Below are 18,389 nucleotides of genomic sequence, written 5' to 3' on the forward strand. Positions count from 1 at the left end.
GTTCACGCTGAGCGAACGCCAACGGTATATAGGAAAGTGTCGTTCGCGTTTCGCGAACGGCTGGCCCTAGCGTGGCTGTTGCAGATGGTCGAACAGCAGTTGGCTGACGGGTGACAAGGCTTCTCGCTCACGCACAAGCAATACCAAGGTTCGGTCGGCCCACTCGTCGCTCAGTTGCACAGCCGTCAGGCCCAGGCCTCGGCCAAAAAGCTCGAAGGCCTTCAGTGGCAAGATGCCGATGCCCATGTCGGCTTGCACCATACGGCACATGGCGTCAAAACCAGGCACATGAATGCGTAGACGAAGGGGGTGCCCCAAAGCCTTTGCTGCCACATGGATTCGATTATTGATGGAGCTGGCCGAATGCAGCCCTATGTGGTCAAACATCAGCGTTTCAACGAAATCGACCTGGTCATGCTCTGCCAGCGGGTGGTCACTGCGGGTTACCACCACCAGTCGATCATGGCGATAGGGGACCGTGTACAGGCCCTGGCTGTCGCTGTCCATCGAACAGATACCCAGGTCCGCGACGCCGTCGATGATCCCCTGTACAACGCCATCGCTCGGGCGCTCCTCCAAATCCACTTTTACCTGCGAGTGGCGCAGGACAAAATCATGCAGATCTTCGGGCAGAAACTGAATGATCGCAGACAGGTTCGCGAGCATCCGCACATAGCCCCTGAGCCCCTGCAGGTGTTCACCCACCTCGATACCGACTTTCTCGACTTCCGTGAGGATGCGTCGCGCGTGGTGCAACAATGTCTCACCCGCGGCAGTCAGATCCATGCCTTTGGCTGTGCGGGAGTAAAGCGGGACACCCAGCGCCTCCTCCAACTCCATCAGGCGCTTGCTGGCGGCCGATACCGCAATGGCCTCCCTTGCGGCTGCGCGCGTCAGCGTTCCTTCTTCATGAACAGCGACGAAGAGCTGCAGAGTGATCAGGTCCAAACGTCGGATCAGTTGCTTATGAAGCATTAGGTTTACCCTGCTCATCGGCTGCGACAAGATCAGGCCCGACGTTCAGCGCATCCAGTTACGAGCCGAGATAAATCCGTCGAAGCCGACCTGATGAAAGGGGATGCAAAATGGACGGGCACAAAAAAGCCCTGATAAATCAGGGCTTTAATGAAGAATAGTGGCGGAAGCGTAGAGATTCGAACTCTAGGATAGTTGCCCATCGACGGTTTTCAAGACCGTTGCCTTAAACCACTCGGCCACGCTTCCAGCTGCTTTGCGGCCGCCATAATACCGGAATGAAACACGCTGTCAAACTCTCTGTGTCGCGGGTTGCAGGAGCTCTGGTAGACTCCTACCATCTTCGACGTTTCATATCACAGGTTCACCAAGGAGTGTCGCCATGCGCGAACAGGATTATGCCGTACACCACGGCCAGCAGGTCGAGCAGCAGGAGATCAGCAAGGTCCTGCGCAATACGTACAGCCTGCTGGCACTTACCCTCGCATTCAGCGGCCTGATGGCCTTCATCTCACAACAGATGCGGTTCGCCTACCCGAACGTGTTCGTCGTGCTGATCGGCTTCTATGGCCTGTTCTTCCTTACCGCCAAGCTGCGCGACTCGGTATGGGGCCTGGTTTCCACCTTCGCCCTCACCGGTTTCATGGGCTTCATTCTCGGCCCTATCCTTAACCGCTACCTGGGCATGAGCGGCGGCGCCGAAGTGGTCAGTTCGGCCTTTGCCATGACGGCGCTGGTGTTCGGTGGCCTGTCTGCCTACGTGCTGATCACCCGCAAGGACATGAGCTTCCTCAGCGGCTTCATCACCGCAGGCTTCTTCGTCCTGCTGGGTGCGGTCGTGGCCAGCTTCTTCTTCCAGATCAGCGGCCTGCAACTGGCTATCAGCGCCGGCTTCGTGCTGTTCTCGTCGGTATGCATCCTGTTCCAGACCAGCGCCATCATCCACGGTGGTGAACGCAACTACATCATGGCGACCATCAGCTTGTACGTTTCGATCTACAACCTGTTCATCAGCCTGCTGCAGCTGTTCGGCATCATGGGTCGTGACGACTGATCCAACGTTGTGTCCAAAGAAGCCCGCTTACGCGGGCTTTTTTTTGCCTGCGGTTTTTACAGAACATGCACGGTCTCAAAGCAGTACAGCGCCCATACTTATTGACCTAAAAGTCAGGTAACTAAGGCGATGATCGTCGAACAGGCGGCTAACCGGTATTCCCCTACCGCATTCCCTATTCTGCCCGTAGAATGCGCTCCTTTTTTATAGACGGGCAGCGCTGCGCAATGAGCTCACAGGAACACAGCCCAGGTGCAACAGCGCCTGACAACGAACTGGTACTGGGTCTGGAAGACAAGCCACGGCTGCTCATCGGCTTGCTGGCAGCGCTGCAACACCTCCTGGCGATCATTGTGCCGATCGTCACCCCTGGCCTGCTGATCTGCCAGGCGTTGGGCGTCTCTGCCCGGGATACCAACCTGATCGTGTCCATGTCTCTGGTCATCTCCGGCATCGCCACCTTCATCCAGTGCAAACGCTTCGGCCCTTTCGGTGCCGGCTTGCTGATCGTGCAAGGCACCAGCTTCAACTTCGTCGGCCCGCTGATTGCCGGCGGGGCCTTGATGGTCAAACAAGGCACGCCTGTGGAAGGCGTCATGGCCGCCATTTTCGGCGTGGTCATTGCAGGCTCTTTTGTCGAGATGGGCGTGTCTCGCATCCTGCCCTTCGTCAAACGGCTGATCACTCCGCTGGTGACCGGCATCGTGGTGCTGATGATTGGCCTGACGCTGATCAAGGTGGGCCTGATCAGCATGGGCGGTGGTTTTGGCGCCATGGCCAACGGGACCTTTGCCAACGGCGAGAACCTGCTGCTGTCAGGCGTGGTACTGGCGATCATCGTCATCCTCAACCGCATACCGGTGGTCTGGCTGCGCAGTTGCGCCATCGTCATCGCGCTGGCGGCGGGCTATGCCCTGGCCGGCTATCTGGGCCGCCTGGACTTCACCGGCATGCACGAGGCGGCGCTGTTCCAAGTGCCGACACCCTTGCACTTTGGCCTCGGTTTTTCCTGGGCACTGTTCATCCCGATGCTGGTGATCTACCTGGTGACCTCTCTGGAAGCCATCGGTGATGTAACCGCCACCAGCAAGGTCTCGCGCCAGCCCGTGGAAGGCCCGGTGTGGATGCAGCGCATCAAGGGTGGCGTGCTGGTCAACGGCGCCAACTCACTGCTGGCTGGCGTGTTCAATACGTTCCCAAGCTCAATCTTCGCCCAGAATAACGGCGTCATTCAGCTGACCGGTATCGCCAGCCGTCACATCGGCGTATGGATTGCGGGGATGCTGATACTGCTGGGCTTGTTCCCAAGCGTTGCCGGGGTGATTCAGGCGGTTCCAGAGCCTGTGCTGGGCGGCGCGGCCATGGTCATGTTCGGCGCAGTGGCAGCCTCGGGGATCAATATCCTGGCTAGCACCCGGCTCGATCGCCGCGCCTTGTTGATCATCGCCGTATCGCTGGCCTTGGGCCTGGGCGTGGCGCAGGTACCCGAATTCCTTGCCCATATGCCGGCGGCGATTCGCAACGTGATGGAGTCAGGAGTTGCTACCGGAGGCATCTGTGCCTTGGTACTCAACTGGTTCCTGCCCGAGGGCAAGGAAAAGGCCTGACTGCCACAGGCCTGCAGCAGCCAGGCCTTTTTGTTTATCATGGCGCGATTCCATAGCACGAGTTCGCCATGAAATTTGCTATCGCGGTGTTTTCCCCCGCACAGGCACCCGCTTCGCGCCGGGCGCTGCGCTTTGCCGAGGCAGCGCTGGCTGCCGGGCACGGCATCACCCGCTTGTTCTTCTACCAGGACGGGGTGCACAGTGCATCGTCCAACGTGGTAGCCCCTCAGGACGAACAGGACATTGCGCAGCAATGGCGCACGTTCGTTCAGGCCAATCAGCTCGATGCAGTGGTGTGCATCGCCGCCGCCCTGCGTCGTGGCGTACTGGACGAACGCGAAGCCAGCCGCTATCAACGCCCTGCCGTGAATCTGCAGCAACCCTGGGAACTGTCCGGGCTTGGTCAGTTGCATGAAGCGGCGCAAACGGCCGACCGGCTGATCTGCTTTGGAGGCGACTGAATGGCCAAGTCCATGTTGATCATCAGTCGCCAGGCGCCCTGGAGCGGGCTGTCTGCCCGCGAAGCGCTGGATATCGTCCTGGCCGGCGGCGCCTTCGATCTGCCGCTGGGCGTGCTGTTCCTGGACGATGGCGTGTTCCAGCTGGCCTGCGACCAGCACCCCGCCGCCCTCGAGCAAAAAAACCTGGCTGCCAACCTGCAGGCACTGCCCATGTTCGGCGTAGACGCGTTGTACGTCTGTGGCCATAGCCTGGCTCGGCGCGGCATGACGCACGCAAGCCTTGGCCTGCCGGTAGAGGTACTTGACGATGCGCAGCTTGCGGCTTTGATCGCACAGTTCGACGAAGTGGTGACGCTCTGATGACAACCTTGCATGTAATAGCCCACTCCCCGTTTGGTGACGAACGCCTTCACAGCTGCCTGCGCTTGCTCGGCAGCGAAGACGCCGTGCTGCTGTGTGGCGATGCGGTCTACGCCCTGCTCCCAGGCAGCGAGCCGTTGCGTTTGCTGGAGCAGGCCCAGTTAATCGGTCGCCTTTATGCACTGGAAGAAGACATTCAGGCCAGGGCCATTGCGCCCTCGCTGGCAACGACGGTCGACTATCCAGGCTTCGTTGCGCTGTCCCTGCACCATGACAAGGTCAACAGCTGGTTATGAACACGCTCGATATCGAAGGCAAGGCCATTGCCCTGGACAAGGACGGCTTTCTGGTCAACCTTGAGGATTGGTCACCGGCCACCGCGCAAGGCTTGGCCACCCGCGAAGGCATTGACCTGACGCCTGACCACTGGGAAATCCTCTCATTGCTGCGCGCGTTCTACCAGGAGTATCAGCTCTCGCCCGCCACGCGTCCGCTGATCAAATACGCAGCGCTCAAGCTAGGCCCGGAAAAGGGCAATAGCGCCCATCTCAATCGCCTGTTCAATGGCACTCCCGCCAAACTTGCCGCCAAGCTGGCGGGCCTGCCCAAGCCGACCAATTGCATATGACCAGCCTACGCCCGCTTACCCTGGCAACCCCCGCCGAACACCCCTTCGCCGAATACGTGCGCATCCTCGGCAAAGGCAAGCGTGGCGCGCGCGGCCTGACACGCGAAGAAGCCCGCGCCGCCATGACCTTGCTGCTTGAGGGTAAAGTCGAAGACGCGCAGCTGGGCGCCTTTCTCATGCTGCTACGGCACAAGGAAGAAAGCGCAGAAGAGCTCGCCGGCTTCACCGAAGCGCTGCGCGCGCACCTGCAAGCGCCTGCCATGGCCGTGGACATCGACTGGCCGAGCTATGCCGGCAAGAAGCGTCATCTGCCCTGGTACCTGTTGGCCGCCAAGTGCCTGGCCGGCAATGGGGTGCGTATCCTGATGCACGGTGGCGGTGCGCACACCGCAGGCCGCCTGTACAGCGAGCAACTGCTCGCGCTGCTGCACATACCTCTGTGCCGCGGTTGGCAGGCCGTCAGTGAGGCACTGGACCAGCACCACCTGGCCTTTTTCCCACTGCAGGACTGGGCGCCTGAACTTCAGCGCATGATCGATCTGCGGAACATTCTGGGCCTGCGCTCGCCGATCCACTCCCTCGCACGGGTGCTGAACCCGCTCGGCGCACGCTGTGGCCTGCAGAGCATCTTCCACCCGGGTTACCAGGCCGTACACCGCGAGGCCAGTCGCTTGTTGGGCGATCATGCGATCGTGATCAAGGGTGATGGTGGCGAAATCGAGGTGAACCCGGATGTGCTCAGCCATCTCTACGGCACCACTGACGGCAAAGCCTGGGACGAAGAATGGCCTGCCCTGAGCGAGCGGCGCCACGTCAAGCCGGCAGCGCTTGAGCCTGAGCACATGCTGGCCTTTTGGCGAGGTGAGGTTGAAGACAGCTATGCCCAAAAAGCAGTGCTGGCCACCATGGCGCTGGCGCTTCGCGGGTTGGGGCTAGACCGCGAGCAGGCGTTTGCCCGCGCGCAAGCGTGCTGGGCTGATCGCAATCGATCGATTTAACCGATCATACCGCCCCACTCTTTGCGCTATTGCTTCGAACGTCTTTCTCTAGACTGGGCTCCAACGACAAATCGCTTTGTTAAGGAGCTCATCATGGGCCTGTTGGTCGACGGTCGCTGGCATGACCAGTGGTACGAAAATGGCAAGGACGGCGCGTTCAAGCGTGAGGACTCACAGCGGCGCAACCCATTGCCTGCCCCTGAGCCTGGGCGTTATCACCTGTATGTATCGCTGGCCTGCCCCTGGGCTCATCGCACTCTGATCATGCGCGCGCTCAAAGGCCTCGAGCCGCTGATCGACGTGTCGGTGGTCAGCTGGTTGATGCAAGCTGACGGCTGGACCTTCGACCGCCAGAACGGCTCTTCGGGCGATCACCTCGACGGGCTCCAGTACCTGCACCAGCGCTACACCCAGGACGACCCTCATTACACCGGGCGCGTGACCGTACCGGTGCTGTGGGACAAACAAGAGAACCGCATCGTCAACAACGAGTCGGCGCAGATCGTGCGGATCTTCAACCATGACTTCAATTCGCTGACCGGCAACCTGCTCGACTTCTACCCGCAACCGTTGCGAGCGGACATCGACGCCTTGAACGAACGCATCTACCCGGCCATCAACAACGGCGTTTACCGCGCAGGCTTTGCGACGACACAGCAGGCCTACGAAGTGGCCTTCGACGAGGTATTCAGCGAATGGGATCACCTCGAAGATGTGCTTAGCCGACACCGCTACCTGGCAGGCGAGTACCTCACCGAGGCCGACATACGCCTGTTCACCACGGCGGTGCGCTTCGATGCCGTTTACCACGGCCATTTCAAATGCAACCTGCGCCGTCTGAGCGATTACCCCAACCTGACCCACTGGCTGCGTGAGTTGTATCAATGGCCAGGGGTAGCCGAGACGGTGAACATGCAGCACATCCAGAATCACTACTACCTCAGCCATACCACCATCAACCCCAACGGCATCGTGCCAAAGGGGCCGCTGCTGGACTTCAGGCTGCCCCATGATCGCGCTCGCTTGCCCGGCAAGGGTATATGGGGTGGGAGCTGAACTAGCCTGTGCCCAGACCGAATCAGTCGCGCATGAACCCGCCATCGACGTCCATGATCTCGCCGGTCACGAACCCGGCCTCCCGCGAGGCCAGGAAGCATACGGCGGCGGCGATGTCGCGGGGCGTGCCGGCGCGGCCAAGCGGCATCTGTGCGAGCACTTCGGCCCTGGCCTGAGGCGCCAGCGCGCTGGTCATCTCGGTGTCGGTCAGTGCCGGCGACACGGCGTTGACGGTGATGGCATAGGGGCCGGCTTCTCGTGCCAGTCCTTTGGTCAAGGCGATCACCGCGCCTTTGGCCGCCGCGTAGCAGCTATTACCCAGCAAGCCACCTCCACGCTTACCTGCCACCGATGCGATATTGATGATGCGCCCGCTTTGGCGCGCCATCATGCCCGGCAGCACGGCCTTGGCGCAGAAAAACACGCTGTTCAGGTCAATGGCCATCACCCGGTTCCATTCCGCGGTGGTGACCTCCAGCAAAGGGCCAGTCGAGACGATGCCTGCGTTGTTGACCAGGATGTCGACCCCTCCCAACAAGGCCTCCACCTGGTTCACCATGGCCTGGACCTGAACCTCATCGGCAACATCCGCTCCCACGCCAACCGCCTCGATCCCGGCTTCTCGCAACCGAGCCGCAGCCGCTTCGGCCGCCTCGGCATCCAAATCGCACACCCCTACTCGGGCACCGGCCTGGCCAAGTGCCGTGGCGATCGCATGACCAATGCCACGGGCGGCGCCCGTTACCAGGGCCGTGCGGCCGGTCAGGGTGAAATTGAGTGCAGCATGCACAACGGGAGTGCTCATGGTCGTCATCCATCGAAAATGGCCGCAGCCAGGCGCGCCTGCTCATTGGCAGCAGGCGGTCGTCAAAGGTACTGGAGGGTCAGGGCATCACGCGGTGCCGCAGGCGCCGAGCGCCAACTGCTCCTTGAGCGGGGGAATGTCCAGCCGGCGCATCACCCGGTACAACGAGGGCCGGCAGATCCCCAGAGCGCGGGCCGCCGCCGACATGTTCCAGCGGCAGCTCTGCAAGGCCTGTAACACCTCACTGCGCTCATCGCCTGAAGGCGCCGCCCGGCGGATGGGCGTGATGTTGGCAGGCAACGCAGCCGGGGTCTGGCACTGCTCGATGAAATCCAGCGGCAGATCGCTGCGCAGCATGCGCGGGCCTTCCATCACGGCGCAGGCGTAACGCACGACCGCCCGCATCTGGCGCAGATTCCCCGGCCAGGAGTGGGCCATCAGCAAGCTCCACACCGGCGCCAGTACCTGGCGTGGATCACAGCCTGGCAGTTCATGGGCCACCATGTTGCACAACAGCTCGCCACGGTCCTGGCGCTCGCGCAGCGGCGGTAACTGCACCACGCCCGTGGCGATGCGATAGAACAGGTCCTCGCGGAAACTGCCCTCGGCAACCCGTGCCGAGAGGTCCTGGTGCGTCGCGCAGACCAGCGCGAAGTTGACTGGGATGCTGCGCTCGGCACCCAGGGGCGTTACCTCACGTTCGGCAATCACCCGTAGCAGGCGCGTCTGTTGTTCCAGGGGCATGTCGCCGATTTCATCGAGAAACAGCACGCCGCCATCGGCTTGCTGAACCTTGCCTTTCTTGCCGCCCGGTAAAGCACCCGAGAACGCCCCGCGGCTATAGCCGAACAGCTCGCTTTCGATGAGGGTTTCGGGAATGGACGCGCAATTGAGCGCCACCAGTTGTGCTCCGCGGCGTTGACTGTGCGCGTGCAGGGCGCGGGCGAGGATTTCCTTGCCGGTACCGGTCTCCCCGCGGATCAGTACGGCAATGCCACGCTCCATCAGCCGCAAGGCCCGGTTAAAGGCTTGACGCACCACAGGGTCACTGTCTTGAGCGATGTTGCACGCCTCCACGACGGGTTGGGGCGCACGAACGGCAGGGTTACAAGCGGTCATTAGCGTCACCTTTTTCTTGTTCTATAGCTTTTGACTATGTCGACTGGCGGGCTTGTGACGCCGCCTCGGCCGAATGACGTTGCACGGTTCACATTAGGGAGGCACAGTTATATTTTCCAATACATAATCATGCATCGACTGATACCTTCGAGAGCATCATGATCGAGCTCAGGCATCTTCAGTATTTCCGTACACTGGCCGAAACCCTTCACTTCGGCCGAGCGGCCGAGCGTCTGCATATTTCACAGCCACCGCTGTCGCGGCAAATTGCGCTTCTGGAGGAAGAGCTAGGGGTCAAGCTGTTCGACCGCTCCCGGCGCAGGGTCGAGCTGACGGAGGCCGGCCAGCGCTTCTACCTCGATACCGGCACGGTGTTCGCAGCCTTCGAGCAAGCCAAGCGCAATGCACTGGCCGCCGCGCGCGGTGCGGCGGGGGCACTTTCCGTGGGGTTCATGATGTCCACCGCCTACAGCATCACACCGGCGATCACCCGCCGTTATGCCGCGCTGTTCCCCCAGGTGAACTTGAAGTTGACCGAGACGCTGCCATTGGACCTGGCCCAGGACATTACCAGTGGCAACAAGGATGTAGCGATCATGTACCGGCCTCAGGACTGCACAGGCCTGGAAACCGTCACGCTGTACCGCGAGGAAATGACCCTGGTACTGCCGCCCGGCCACCGCCTGGCCGAGCAAACCGTCGTGGAGCCACGTGAGCTTGCCGGTGAAACCTTCATCATCGTGCCACGGCGTATTGCCCCTGCCCTGCATGACATGATCTGCAACTACTGCCTACAGCATGGAGTCACCCCCAACATCGGCCTTGAGATCAACATGCAGCAGACCATCGTCAACCTAGTGGGCGAAGGCCTGGGGGTGGCGATGGTTCCCCGGTCGATGCGCAACATGCGCCTGGCCAGTACCAGCTTCAGGCCCCTGCGCGAAGCACCGGTGATCGAAGTGGTGGCCGTGTGGAAGGCCGACAATCACAACCCCTGCATCGCCACCTTCGTCGAAACGGCCTTGCAAGCCGGGGAACAGGCGACCCGAGAGGATGAGGCGCAACGCGGTTCAGAGCAGTGAGTATCTGGTCTGGAGGCCGGCGACCTGTGTTGTGGGGCTGAAATTCTGGGGCCGCTGTGCGGCCCATCGCGGCGCAAGGCCGTTCCCACAGGGGGCAAGCTTTCGAGAGGGAAAGCAATACCAGTGAGAGCGAAATTCTGGGGCCGCTGTGCGGCCCATCGCGGCGCAAGGCCGCTCCCACAGGGGGCAAGTTTCGAGGGGGAAAGCAATACCAGTGAGAGTGAAATTCTGGGGCCGCTGTGCGGCCCATCGCGGCGCAAGGCCGCTCCCACAGGGGGCAAGGTTTCGGGGGGGAACGCGATACCTGTGGGAGCGGCCTCGTGCCGCGATGGGCTGCTGTGCAGCCCCAGAATTTCAGCATCCAAACCTGTCGAAACCCGTTCACCGCTACCACCCCGCCACCTCCCCCACGCAGCCCGCGCTCAAATCTCCAGAATCCCGGACGCCATGAACCCCCCATCCACCGGGATCACATGCCCACTGATGTAAGACGCATCATCGGACGCAAGAAACGCCACCGCCCCGGCCATCTCCGCCGGTGTGCCGTAACGGCGCAAAGGCACCGCACGGGCATAGGATTCGCGTGTCGCCGCAGAATGCAGTGCCTGTGTCAAAGGCGTGTCCACCGGGCCCGGGGCAATGCCGTTGACCGTGATGCCATGTTCGGCCAGCTCGATCGCCATCTGCCGGGTCAGACCAATCACCGCTGCCTTCGACGTGCCATACGCAGTACGCCCCATGCTCGCCCGCATGCCGCTGATGGAGGCAACGTTGATGATGCGCCCCCACCCGTGCTCGCGCATCACGTGCGCAGCCTGCTGGCTGCACAGCAATGTGCCGGTCAGGTTGACGTTCATCAGCCGCTGCCAGCCTTCCAGGTCCGTGTCCAGAAACGACTGGGTGCGGGCGATACCGGCATTGTTGACCAGTACATCACAGCGTCCACAGCGTGCACGCAGTTCATCGAACAACGCCGTGATCGACGCTGCGTCACCAATGTCGATCGCCAGTGCCAAGGCATCAATGCCCTGCTCGCGCAACCCCTCCACCCTGAGTTCGGCAGCCTGCAGGTCGATGTCGGCCACCACTACCGTGTGGCCATCATGCCCCAGGCGTTCGGCGATGGCCGCGCCGATCCCCATGGCCGCACCGGTGACCAGCGCCACGCGGCCCACGGCAGTTGCAGGCAAAGTCTTTTTTGCAAGTTGGCTCATGTCAGCGCTCTCTTAAAGGAAACCGATGGAAATCCATGGGAAACAGGCAACGATCACCAACGCCACCAGCAACGCCCCGAGGTACCCCCAGACGCGGCGAATGACATGATCGGACGACGTCTTGCTGATGGCGCAGGCAGCGTAAAAACCCACACCCAAGGGCGGTGCGAACAACCCGATGCCCATGGCCAGGATCACGACCATGGCGTAGTGCACCGGGTGAATGCCGAGCATTTCGGCCAGGGGGAACATCAGCGGGCCGAACAGCACGATGGCCGGGATACCCTCCAACACACTGCCCAGAATCAGGAAGGTGAGGATGGTGACCACCATGAAGCCCATCACCCCGCCTGGTATCTCCTCGATCAGTTCCACCAGCGACTGCGAGAAGCCCGACTGCGTCAGCGCCCAGGCCATCGCCGAGGCCATGCCGATGATCAGCAGGATCGCCCCGGACAAGGCCGCCGCTTCCAGCAACATCGGGTACAGCCGGCGCCATTCGATATGGCGCATGAAAAGGTGCATCACCAGCCCCACCAGCACCACGTAGGCCACACCAATGGTCGAGACCTCGGTAGCGGTGGCCGCCCCTTCCAGCACCGCCACCCGGATCAGCAACGGCAGCGCCAGGGCCGGCAGGGCAATCAGGAACGTCTTGGCCACGCGGGACAAAGGTGCCCGCGCAATCGCCGGCGCCTGGTCCTTGCGCGAGCGCCACCAGCACACCACCGCAATGGCCAGGGTGGCCACCACCGCAGGCATCAACCCGCCGATGAACAGCGCCGTGATCGACACGCTGCACACCGCACCGATGGTGATCAGCACCAGGCTCGGCGGTATCGTCTCGGTCATCGCCCCCGTGGCCGACAACAGCGCTGCCAGCTCTTCAGGCTTTGAGCCGCGCCGCTTCATTTCAGGAAACAACGCCGGGGCCACTGCGGCCATGTCGGCAACCTTCGACCCTGAAATACCCGACACCAGGAACATCGCCCCCAACAGCACGTACTGCAGACCGCCACGCACGTGCCCCAGCAACGAAGCCATGAAATCGATCAGCGTGCGGGCCATGCCCGACAATTGCAGCACCACACCCAGCAACACGAACAGCGGCACGGCCAGCAGGACCATGTGGGACATGCCCTCGTCCATGCGGCCGACCACGATCGACAGGGGCGCGTGGGTCGCCAGGGCCAGGTAGGCCATGGTCGCCGTGCCGAACGCAAAGGCGATAGGGATGCCGCCAAACACGCAGGCGCCCAGCAGCACCAGGAAGAACACCACCAGGTTGTAGTTGCCCATCGCTGCCAGTACGGGCTGCGCCAGCCACAAGGCCGCGGCCACCGTGGCCACCACCGCCAGCCCGGCCATGAACTGGCGCACGGTCGAATAACGGGCCATACGCGCGACGGCCGCCAGCAGCATCAGCACAGCCCCTACCGGCAGCGCTGCAGCACGCACGCCGTCGGGAATCCCCAGCGCCGGAGTGGTGATCCACATCTGTTCATGGGAATGCTGCATGGCCGGTGAGATGATCATCGCCACGAACAGGCAGACGATCAGCGCCGACAAGGTTTCGCTGAATCCGCGCCAAGCCTGCGGCAGCTTGTTGACCAGCGCCGACATGCGCATGTGCTCGCCACGGTCCAACGCCAGCACCGCGCCGAACATGGCTAGCCAGATGAACAGTGACGAGGCCAGTTCGTCGGACCAGACCAACGGGCTATGCAGCACGTAGCGGGCAATCACGCCGGCCAGCAGCACGAAGGTCTCGATCACCATCAGGGCAACCGCGATCACGCCCACCAGGCGCATGGCCCACTGGTTGAGGCAGATGAGCACCCGGGCCGGCAGGCGCTGCGAAACGGTGGAGGCCGGTAGCGCTGGCGCGCGCATCACGCCAGCTTCCCGGCGTATTGCTCAAGGATGCCCCAGGCCTGGTCGCCGAACTTGTCGTGCCACTGGGCGTAGTAATTGGCACTGCGCAGCTTGTCGCGAAACGGATCGGCAGGCGCCTCGACCAGTTCCAGGCCTTGCCCTTTCAAGGTATCGCGGGTACTGCCTTCGAGCTTGGCCAGGTCCTGGCGTTGACCCATCACCGCCGCGTCGATGTGCTTGCGCAGGATCGCCTGCATATCCGCCGGCAGGCGCCCGATCGAGGCACTGTTGCCGAGCATCCAGAAGCCATCCCACACGTGATTGGTCAGCGAGCAGTACTTCTGCACTTCATACAGCTTGGCCGTCGACACCAGGGTCATGGGGTTCTCCTGCCCTTCGACGATGCGGGTCTGCAAGGCCGAATACACCTCGGCGAAGTTGATGCTAGTCGGCGCAGCATCCAGGGCGCGGAAGATCGACATGATGATCGGGCTAGGCGGAACACGCAGCTTCATGCCGCGCAGGTCGTCCGGGCTTGCGACCGGCCGGGTGCTGGTGGTGGTGACGCGAAAGCCGTTGTCCCACATGTGGTCGAATGCGAACAGGGTGCCGGTCTTGGCGATCTCCGCACGCACATGCTCGCCCAAGGCACCGTCCATGGCGCTCCACACTTGCTGGTAGTCCTTGAACGCAAAGCCCACGGCGCTGATCTGCACCGATGGAACCATGGTGCCCAGGATCACGGGCGAGAGGGAAAACAGATCGACCGCACCGGAGCGCACCTGGGCAAGGGTATCGGTGTCGCTGCCCAGCTGGCTGCTTGGAAACACCTGCACCACCAACGCGCCATTGGTCTCCTCCTTGATGACCTTGGCCATGGCCCGAGCACGCACGTTCATGGGGTGGCTGATGGGCAGGTTGTTGGCAAACTTGAGTTTGAAGTCGGCAGCCCGGGCGCCAGTGCTGTACAGGCCCAGGCCGGCAGCGGCGACGGCGGCCGATGCCAGGGAGGCCGTCTTGATGAAGGAACGGCGGGTGAAATCGCTCATGAAGCTCTCCTGACCTATTTGTTCTTATTGATCGAGTGGGATACGGCGATGGTGCAGATGACATTGCAATTGAGGTGCCACACTCAAGCGGGTGCACGGGATAGCGTAGTGGTCATCCACAAAGCGCGCTTAACTGACTGATTTTGAAGTGCTAAATAAAATCTTCTGGGGCGTGGTGCTGCGCCAATGGGCATCTCGGGCCTGTTTGAGGGTGTAACAGGTGTCTCCCTTGAGTGTCGCCTGCTACGTCACTGCGACACCTGTAGCACTTGTTCGCTACCTGCCGCCACCGTCGAACGTGGCACGAATGCGCATGGCAGAGCGCTTGCCGCAGGCCTGGCACCGTTCTTGCCATCGACCTCGCCAACCCCGAGCGAGGATTACTCTCATGCATTCACCCCTCATCAACGGCTGGTACCACGCCCCCTTCGGCAAGTTTCCCGACATCGACCCCGAGCGCATGATGGCTGACGCGGCCCTGGGCGCCCTCAACCACGCAGGGCTCGATGCGCAGCAGATCGATTCGGTACACGTCGGCCACTTCAATGCAGGGTTTCTCTACCAGGACTTTCCGTCCGCGCTGCTCGCCAATCACCTGCCAGCACTGCGTTTCACCCCGGCCGTGCGCGTGGAGAACGCCTGTTCCACCGGTTCGGCAGCCATTCACTCGGCCTTGCACGCCGTACTGAGCGGACAATCGCGCCATGCCCTGGTGGTGGGTTTTGAAAAAATGAACAGCCTGCCCACCGCCGATGTGGGCAAGATCCTGCTCAAGTGCTGCTACACCCCTGAAGAAGCCAACATCGAGAACGGCTTTGCCGGGGTGTTCGGCAACATCGCCAGCGCCTACTTCGAACGCTACGGTGATCAGTCCGATGCACTGGCCATGATCGCCGCCAAGAACCACGCCAACGGCGCACTCAACCCGTATGCGCACATGCGCCGCGACGTGGGCTACGACTTCTGCCGCACACCCTCGGACAAGAACCCCTTCGTGGCGGGCCCCCTCAAGCGCAGTGACTGCTCGCTGATCAGCGACGGCGCGGCCGCCCTGGTGATCAGCCGGGGCGATCAACCGACCGGGGGCGGTCAAGCCGTTCGTTTTCGCGCGGCCGTCCAGGTCAACGACTACCTGCCATTGTCACGGCGCGACCCCACGGTCTTCGAAGGGGCTGCACGGGCCTGGCAGCAGGCGCTGAGCCAGGCGCGCCTCACACTGGACGACCTGTCCCTGGTGGAGACCCATGACTGCTTCACCATTGCCGAGCTGCTCGAATACGAGGCCATGGGCCTGGCCGAGCGCGGTCAAGGCGCACGCGTGATCGCCGAGGGCGTGAGCCGCAAGGACGGCAGGCTCCCGATAAACCCCTCCGGTGGCCTCAAGTCCAAGGGCCACCCCATTGGTGCGACCGGCGTTTCGATGCACGTGATGGCGGCCATGCAGCTCACCGGCCAGGCCGGCGACATGCAACTGCCGCGCGCAGACCGGGCTGGCGTGTTCAACATGGGCGGGGCGGCCGTGACCAACTACGTAAGCATTCTGGAGAGCGTACGATGAACGGAATCGACAATGTCATGAACCTGGGGGAGCTGCTGGGCCAGGTGGCTCGGCGTTTGCCTGATCTGCCAGGCTTCATTCGCGGCGAGCAACAGGTGTCCTGGCGTCAACTGCTGCACCGGGTAGACAGCGTCGCGGCCGCGCTGCGTGCACGCGGTCTAGGCAAGGGCGACCGCTTGCTGGTGCACTCGCGCAACAACCTGCCGCTGTTCGAAAGTGCCTGGGTGGCCTTTCGCCTGGGAATGGTCTGGGTGCCCACCAATGTGCGCATCACCCCCCCTGAAGCTGCCTACCTGGGCAGTTCCAGCGGCGCAGTGGCGATGCTCTACGACGAGGGCTTTGAGCATTACGTGGACGCTGTGCGCCAGGCATCACCGGCACTGCGGACCGTGATTGCCATGGCTGCGCCCCGCGCGGGTGAACTGGCCTACGATGCCCTGCTCGATGAAGGCGCCCCGCTTCAGCCTGGTTTTCGCCCGGCCGAGGTGAACTACAACGATCCGCTGTGGTTCTTCTACACCTCCGGCACCACCGGGCACCCCAAGGCAGGGGTACTGACCCACGGGCAAATGGCGTTCGTGGTCAACAACCACCTGGCCGACCTGATGCCCTGCCTGAGCCAGCAGTCACGCTCGCTGGTGCTGGCCCCCTTGTCCCACGGGGCCGGTATCCATGCACTGGTCAACGTAGCCCGGGGTGCTGCCTGCGTACTCCCTGTCGGGGACCGGCTGGACTGTGACGAGGCCTGGCGCCTGGTGCAGGAGCACCGGATCGACAACCTGTTCACGGTGCCGACCATCGTCAAGATGCTTACCGAAGACCCGGCCGTCAGCCGGTACGATCACAGCAGCCTGCGCTACGTGATCTACGCAGGTGCCCCCATGTACCGCGCCGACCAGTGCCATGCGCTACGCACATTGGGCAAGGTGCTGGTGCAGTATTACGGCCTTGGCGAAGTCACCGGCAACATCACGGTGCTGCCCGCCGACTGCCATGATGCCGACGATGGCCCTCAGGCCAAGGTCGGTTCCTGCGGCTACCCACGCACCGGCATGCAGGTGGCCATACTCGATGAACAAGGCCGCGAGCTGCCCACGGGTACGGACGGCGAAATCTGCGTGCGCGGCCCGGCCGTGTTCGCCGGCTACTACGACAACCCCCAGGCCAATGCCGAATGCTTCCGCCATGGCTGGTTCCATACCGGCGATCTGGGGCATGTGGACGAGCACGGTTACCTGTTCATCACCGGGCGCGCCTCGGACATGTACATCTCCGGCGGCTCGAACGTGTACCCGCGCGAAGTGGAGGAAGCGTTGCTGACCCACCCTGCTGTCACCGAAGTGGCCGTGCTCGGCATGCCGGACGACAAATGGGGCGAATGTGGTTGCGCGGTGATCGTCACCACTGCCCAGGTCAGCGATGACCAACTGCTCGCGCACCTGGAGCCCCGCCTGGCACGCTACAAATGGCCCAAGCAGTTTGTACGCTGGCATGAGATGCCAAAGTCCGGCTACGGCAAGATCGTCAAGAAACACATCCGCACGTTGCTCGAGACCGGCACGGAGCAACCGGCATGACGCCCCATTTCGAACTGCGCGGCGGGGTGCGCCACTTCAACCATGCAGGCCCGGCCCGCCTACCCAGGCTGCTTGACTGTGAAGTCGCGTGCAGCCAGGAGTTGCGCGTCGAGCTTGCCCCCGGCAGCCAGGTGGGCGAAAGCCTGCTGTCAGTGCTCGAGCGCTGTCGCTACCAGAGTGCAGTCGGCCGCGTGTTGTGGGGGAGCGCGTGCGCCTTGGCCTACCACCGCATGGTGACCACAAGCGACAGCCAACGCCCTTACGACTACGGCAAGCCCGTGGTGCTTACAGGCCCTGTCACCTTCATCAGTGGTGCACTGACTGTCGGCAGGGATGCCAGCGGCGCCCCGCTGCTGCATTGCCATGCCGGCATGCTCGACAGCCTTGGGCAACAGCACGGCGGGCATCTGGTATTGCAGCGAGTCGTGGTCGGTAGCGAACCCCTGGTGCTGCGGCTATGCCTGTTCGAGCATGTCGCCTACCAGGTACAGCCAGACACCGAGACCCAATTCAACCTGCTGCACCCTGTGCTCAAGGAGGCCTCATGACACCTGCCCTGCCCTCTACTACCACGCAGGTCCAGCAAGGCCGTCTCGGGCGGCTGGTAGTCGCCCGCCTAAAGCCCAACGAGGATGTGATCGACAGCGCCGAAGCCCTCTGCGCCAGCCACGGCATCGCCTGCGCCGTGGTCCGTGGCGGGCTGGGCAGCCTGATCGACGGCGAACTGCGTTACCACGGCGAGCGCGGCCATCAAGCCATTCATGTACCCGGGCCTGGTATCGAGATCCTCAGCCTGAGCGGTGAGGTCATCGCCGGCCGAAGCCACCTTCAGGCAGTGCTCGCCGATGCCGACGGCAAGCTCTTCGCCGGTTGCCTGCAACGGGGTCGGAACCTGTCCTTCATTACCGTGGAGCTCACCCTGCAGGAGTGGCTGCCGGACTGACTGCCCACACTGCAGCACCCTTTGCGCC

At 62.5% G+C, this 18,389-nt stretch carries 19 protein-coding genes and 1 tRNA gene; 13 read left to right on the plus strand and 7 right to left on the minus strand.

Annotation, left to right across the window (positions count from 1 at the left end; genetic code table 11):
- Positions 1-66: 66 nt before the first annotated feature.
- Both CWR53_RS13700 and CWR53_RS13705 read right to left on the minus strand, forming a co-directional pair.
- Positions 67-975 carry a LysR substrate-binding domain-containing protein gene (locus CWR53_RS13700; RefSeq protein WP_100851858.1) on the minus strand — a complete coding sequence of 303 codons (909 nt, stop codon included), beginning with the start codon at positions 973-975 and terminating at the stop codon, positions 67-69.
- 161 nt (positions 976-1,136) lie between these two features.
- Positions 1,137-1,224: transfer RNA gene (locus CWR53_RS13705), tRNA-Ser, on the minus strand.
- 133 nt (positions 1,225-1,357) lie between these two features.
- Here CWR53_RS13705 and CWR53_RS13710 point away from each other — a divergent pair.
- The 8 genes from CWR53_RS13710 to CWR53_RS13745 all read left to right on the plus strand — a co-directional run bounded on the left by CWR53_RS13710 (position 1,358) and on the right by CWR53_RS13745 (position 7,139).
- On the plus strand, positions 1,358-2,029 hold the full coding sequence (locus tag CWR53_RS13710; protein WP_023534840.1) for a Bax inhibitor-1/YccA family protein: 672 nt from the start codon (positions 1,358-1,360) through the stop codon (positions 2,027-2,029).
- Between the two features lie 227 nt (positions 2,030-2,256).
- Positions 2,257-3,636, plus strand: coding sequence for a nucleobase:cation symporter-2 family protein (locus CWR53_RS13715; protein WP_058603443.1), 1,380 nt, complete (start codon positions 2,257-2,259; stop codon positions 3,634-3,636).
- A gap of 68 nt (positions 3,637-3,704) precedes the next feature.
- Complete coding sequence (gene tusD, locus CWR53_RS13720; protein WP_058637907.1) at positions 3,705-4,097, plus strand: sulfurtransferase complex subunit TusD; 393 nt, start codon at positions 3,705-3,707, stop codon at positions 4,095-4,097.
- Positions 4,098-4,457, plus strand: coding sequence for a sulfurtransferase complex subunit TusC (gene tusC, locus CWR53_RS13725; RefSeq protein ID WP_100851859.1), 360 nt, complete (start codon positions 4,098-4,100; stop codon positions 4,455-4,457).
- Complete coding sequence (gene tusB, locus CWR53_RS13730; protein ID WP_058603446.1) at positions 4,457-4,753, plus strand: sulfurtransferase complex subunit TusB; 297 nt, start codon at positions 4,457-4,459, stop codon at positions 4,751-4,753. Before tusC ends, tusB begins: the two co-directional genes overlap by 1 nt.
- A complete protein-coding gene (locus tag CWR53_RS13735) occupies positions 4,750-5,085 on the plus strand; it encodes a TusE/DsrC/DsvC family sulfur relay protein (protein ID WP_058603447.1) in 336 nt (111 codons plus the stop codon). The genes tusB and CWR53_RS13735 overlap by 4 nt, the downstream gene beginning before the upstream one ends.
- On the plus strand, positions 5,082-6,083 hold the full coding sequence (locus tag CWR53_RS13740) for a glycosyl transferase family protein (RefSeq protein WP_100851860.1): 1,002 nt from the start codon (positions 5,082-5,084) through the stop codon (positions 6,081-6,083). The genes CWR53_RS13735 and CWR53_RS13740 overlap by 4 nt, the downstream gene beginning before the upstream one ends.
- Positions 6,084-6,176: 93 nt before the next feature.
- Positions 6,177-7,139 carry a glutathione S-transferase family protein gene (locus CWR53_RS13745; protein ID WP_100851861.1) on the plus strand — a complete coding sequence of 321 codons (963 nt, stop codon included), beginning with the start codon at positions 6,177-6,179 and terminating at the stop codon, positions 7,137-7,139.
- A gap of 22 nt (positions 7,140-7,161) precedes the next feature.
- Here CWR53_RS13745 and CWR53_RS13750 read toward each other — a convergent pair whose 3' ends face one another.
- Both CWR53_RS13750 and CWR53_RS13755 read right to left on the minus strand, forming a co-directional pair.
- Complete coding sequence (locus tag CWR53_RS13750) at positions 7,162-7,944, minus strand: SDR family NAD(P)-dependent oxidoreductase (protein ID WP_058603450.1); 783 nt, start codon at positions 7,942-7,944, stop codon at positions 7,162-7,164.
- Between the two features lie 87 nt (positions 7,945-8,031).
- Entirely contained in the window at positions 8,032-9,063 is a 1,032-nt protein-coding gene (locus CWR53_RS13755) for a sigma-54-dependent Fis family transcriptional regulator (protein ID WP_100851862.1), read from the minus strand.
- Between the two features lie 158 nt (positions 9,064-9,221).
- Here CWR53_RS13755 and CWR53_RS13760 point away from each other — a divergent pair, with 158 nt between their 5' ends.
- Positions 9,222-10,145: a LysR family transcriptional regulator gene (locus CWR53_RS13760; RefSeq protein ID WP_058637914.1), complete on the plus strand. Its 924-nt coding sequence runs from the start codon at positions 9,222-9,224 to the stop codon at positions 10,143-10,145.
- A 422-nt stretch (positions 10,146-10,567) separates the two neighbouring features.
- Here the strand turns inward: CWR53_RS13760 and CWR53_RS13765 are convergent, their stop codons facing one another.
- From CWR53_RS13765 to CWR53_RS13775, 3 genes are read right to left on the minus strand one after another with little or no spacing between them, the layout of a single operon-like run.
- Positions 10,568-11,359 carry an SDR family NAD(P)-dependent oxidoreductase gene (locus CWR53_RS13765; protein ID WP_058603452.1) on the minus strand — a complete coding sequence of 264 codons (792 nt, stop codon included), beginning with the start codon at positions 11,357-11,359 and terminating at the stop codon, positions 10,568-10,570.
- A 12-nt stretch (positions 11,360-11,371) separates the two neighbouring features.
- A complete protein-coding gene (locus CWR53_RS13770; RefSeq protein ID WP_100851863.1) occupies positions 11,372-13,252 on the minus strand; it encodes a TRAP transporter large permease subunit in 1,881 nt (626 codons plus the stop codon).
- Positions 13,252-14,283 carry a TRAP transporter substrate-binding protein gene (locus CWR53_RS13775; protein WP_100851864.1) on the minus strand — a complete coding sequence of 344 codons (1,032 nt, stop codon included), beginning with the start codon at positions 14,281-14,283 and terminating at the stop codon, positions 13,252-13,254. Before CWR53_RS13775 ends, CWR53_RS13770 begins: the two co-directional genes overlap by 1 nt.
- Positions 14,284-14,671: 388 nt before the next feature.
- Here CWR53_RS13775 and CWR53_RS13780 point away from each other — a divergent pair, with 388 nt between their 5' ends.
- Genes CWR53_RS13780 through CWR53_RS13795 form a run of 4 tightly spaced genes read left to right on the plus strand, consistent with a single transcriptional unit; the run spans position 14,672 to position 18,361 of the window.
- On the plus strand, positions 14,672-15,841 hold the full coding sequence (locus tag CWR53_RS13780; RefSeq protein WP_100851865.1) for an acetyl-CoA acetyltransferase: 1,170 nt from the start codon (positions 14,672-14,674) through the stop codon (positions 15,839-15,841).
- Positions 15,838-17,418: an acyl-CoA synthetase gene (locus CWR53_RS13785; protein ID WP_219995116.1), complete on the plus strand. Its 1,581-nt coding sequence runs from the start codon at positions 15,838-15,840 to the stop codon at positions 17,416-17,418. Before CWR53_RS13780 ends, CWR53_RS13785 begins: the two co-directional genes overlap by 4 nt.
- On the plus strand, positions 17,415-17,966 hold the full coding sequence (locus CWR53_RS13790; RefSeq protein ID WP_058603456.1) for a hypothetical protein: 552 nt from the start codon (positions 17,415-17,417) through the stop codon (positions 17,964-17,966). The genes CWR53_RS13785 and CWR53_RS13790 overlap by 4 nt, the downstream gene beginning before the upstream one ends.
- The gene (locus CWR53_RS13795) at positions 17,963-18,361 is read left to right on the plus strand and encodes a PPC domain-containing DNA-binding protein (RefSeq protein WP_078478347.1); all 399 of its coding nucleotides are present in this window, start codon (positions 17,963-17,965) and stop codon (positions 18,359-18,361) included. Before CWR53_RS13790 ends, CWR53_RS13795 begins: the two co-directional genes overlap by 4 nt.
- Positions 18,362-18,389 lie beyond the last annotated feature (28 nt).

The sequence above is a fragment of the Pseudomonas sp. SGAir0191 genome (genome assembly GCF_002812565.2).
Taxonomy (GTDB): domain Bacteria; phylum Pseudomonadota; class Gammaproteobacteria; order Pseudomonadales; family Pseudomonadaceae; genus Aquipseudomonas; species Aquipseudomonas parafulva_B.

Coding starts and splice junctions, on each gene's coding strand:
- CWR53_RS13700 (WP_100851858.1), bottom strand. CDS start 975: ATGCTTCATAAGCAACTGATCCGACGTTTGGACCTGATCACTCTGCAG.
- CWR53_RS13710 (WP_023534840.1), top strand. CDS start 1,358: ATGCGCGAACAGGATTATGCCGTACACCACGGCCAGCAGGTCGAGCAG.
- CWR53_RS13715 (WP_058603443.1), top strand. CDS start 2,257: ATGAGCTCACAGGAACACAGCCCAGGTGCAACAGCGCCTGACAACGAA.
- tusD (WP_058637907.1), top strand. CDS start 3,705: ATGAAATTTGCTATCGCGGTGTTTTCCCCCGCACAGGCACCCGCTTCG.
- tusC (WP_100851859.1), top strand. CDS start 4,098: ATGGCCAAGTCCATGTTGATCATCAGTCGCCAGGCGCCCTGGAGCGGG.
- tusB (WP_058603446.1), top strand. CDS start 4,457: ATGACAACCTTGCATGTAATAGCCCACTCCCCGTTTGGTGACGAACGC.
- CWR53_RS13735 (WP_058603447.1), top strand. CDS start 4,750: ATGAACACGCTCGATATCGAAGGCAAGGCCATTGCCCTGGACAAGGAC.
- CWR53_RS13740 (WP_100851860.1), top strand. CDS start 5,082: ATGACCAGCCTACGCCCGCTTACCCTGGCAACCCCCGCCGAACACCCC.
- CWR53_RS13745 (WP_100851861.1), top strand. CDS start 6,177: ATGGGCCTGTTGGTCGACGGTCGCTGGCATGACCAGTGGTACGAAAAT.
- CWR53_RS13750 (WP_058603450.1), bottom strand. CDS start 7,944: ATGAGCACTCCCGTTGTGCATGCTGCACTCAATTTCACCCTGACCGGC.
- CWR53_RS13755 (WP_100851862.1), bottom strand. CDS start 9,063: ATGACCGCTTGTAACCCTGCCGTTCGTGCGCCCCAACCCGTCGTGGAG.
- CWR53_RS13760 (WP_058637914.1), top strand. CDS start 9,222: ATGATCGAGCTCAGGCATCTTCAGTATTTCCGTACACTGGCCGAAACC.
- CWR53_RS13765 (WP_058603452.1), bottom strand. CDS start 11,359: ATGAGCCAACTTGCAAAAAAGACTTTGCCTGCAACTGCCGTGGGCCGC.
- CWR53_RS13770 (WP_100851863.1), bottom strand. CDS start 13,252: ATGCGCGCGCCAGCGCTACCGGCCTCCACCGTTTCGCAGCGCCTGCCG.
- CWR53_RS13775 (WP_100851864.1), bottom strand. CDS start 14,283: ATGAGCGATTTCACCCGCCGTTCCTTCATCAAGACGGCCTCCCTGGCA.
- CWR53_RS13780 (WP_100851865.1), top strand. CDS start 14,672: ATGCATTCACCCCTCATCAACGGCTGGTACCACGCCCCCTTCGGCAAG.
- CWR53_RS13785 (WP_219995116.1), top strand. CDS start 15,838: ATGAACGGAATCGACAATGTCATGAACCTGGGGGAGCTGCTGGGCCAG.
- CWR53_RS13790 (WP_058603456.1), top strand. CDS start 17,415: ATGACGCCCCATTTCGAACTGCGCGGCGGGGTGCGCCACTTCAACCAT.
- CWR53_RS13795 (WP_078478347.1), top strand. CDS start 17,963: ATGACACCTGCCCTGCCCTCTACTACCACGCAGGTCCAGCAAGGCCGT.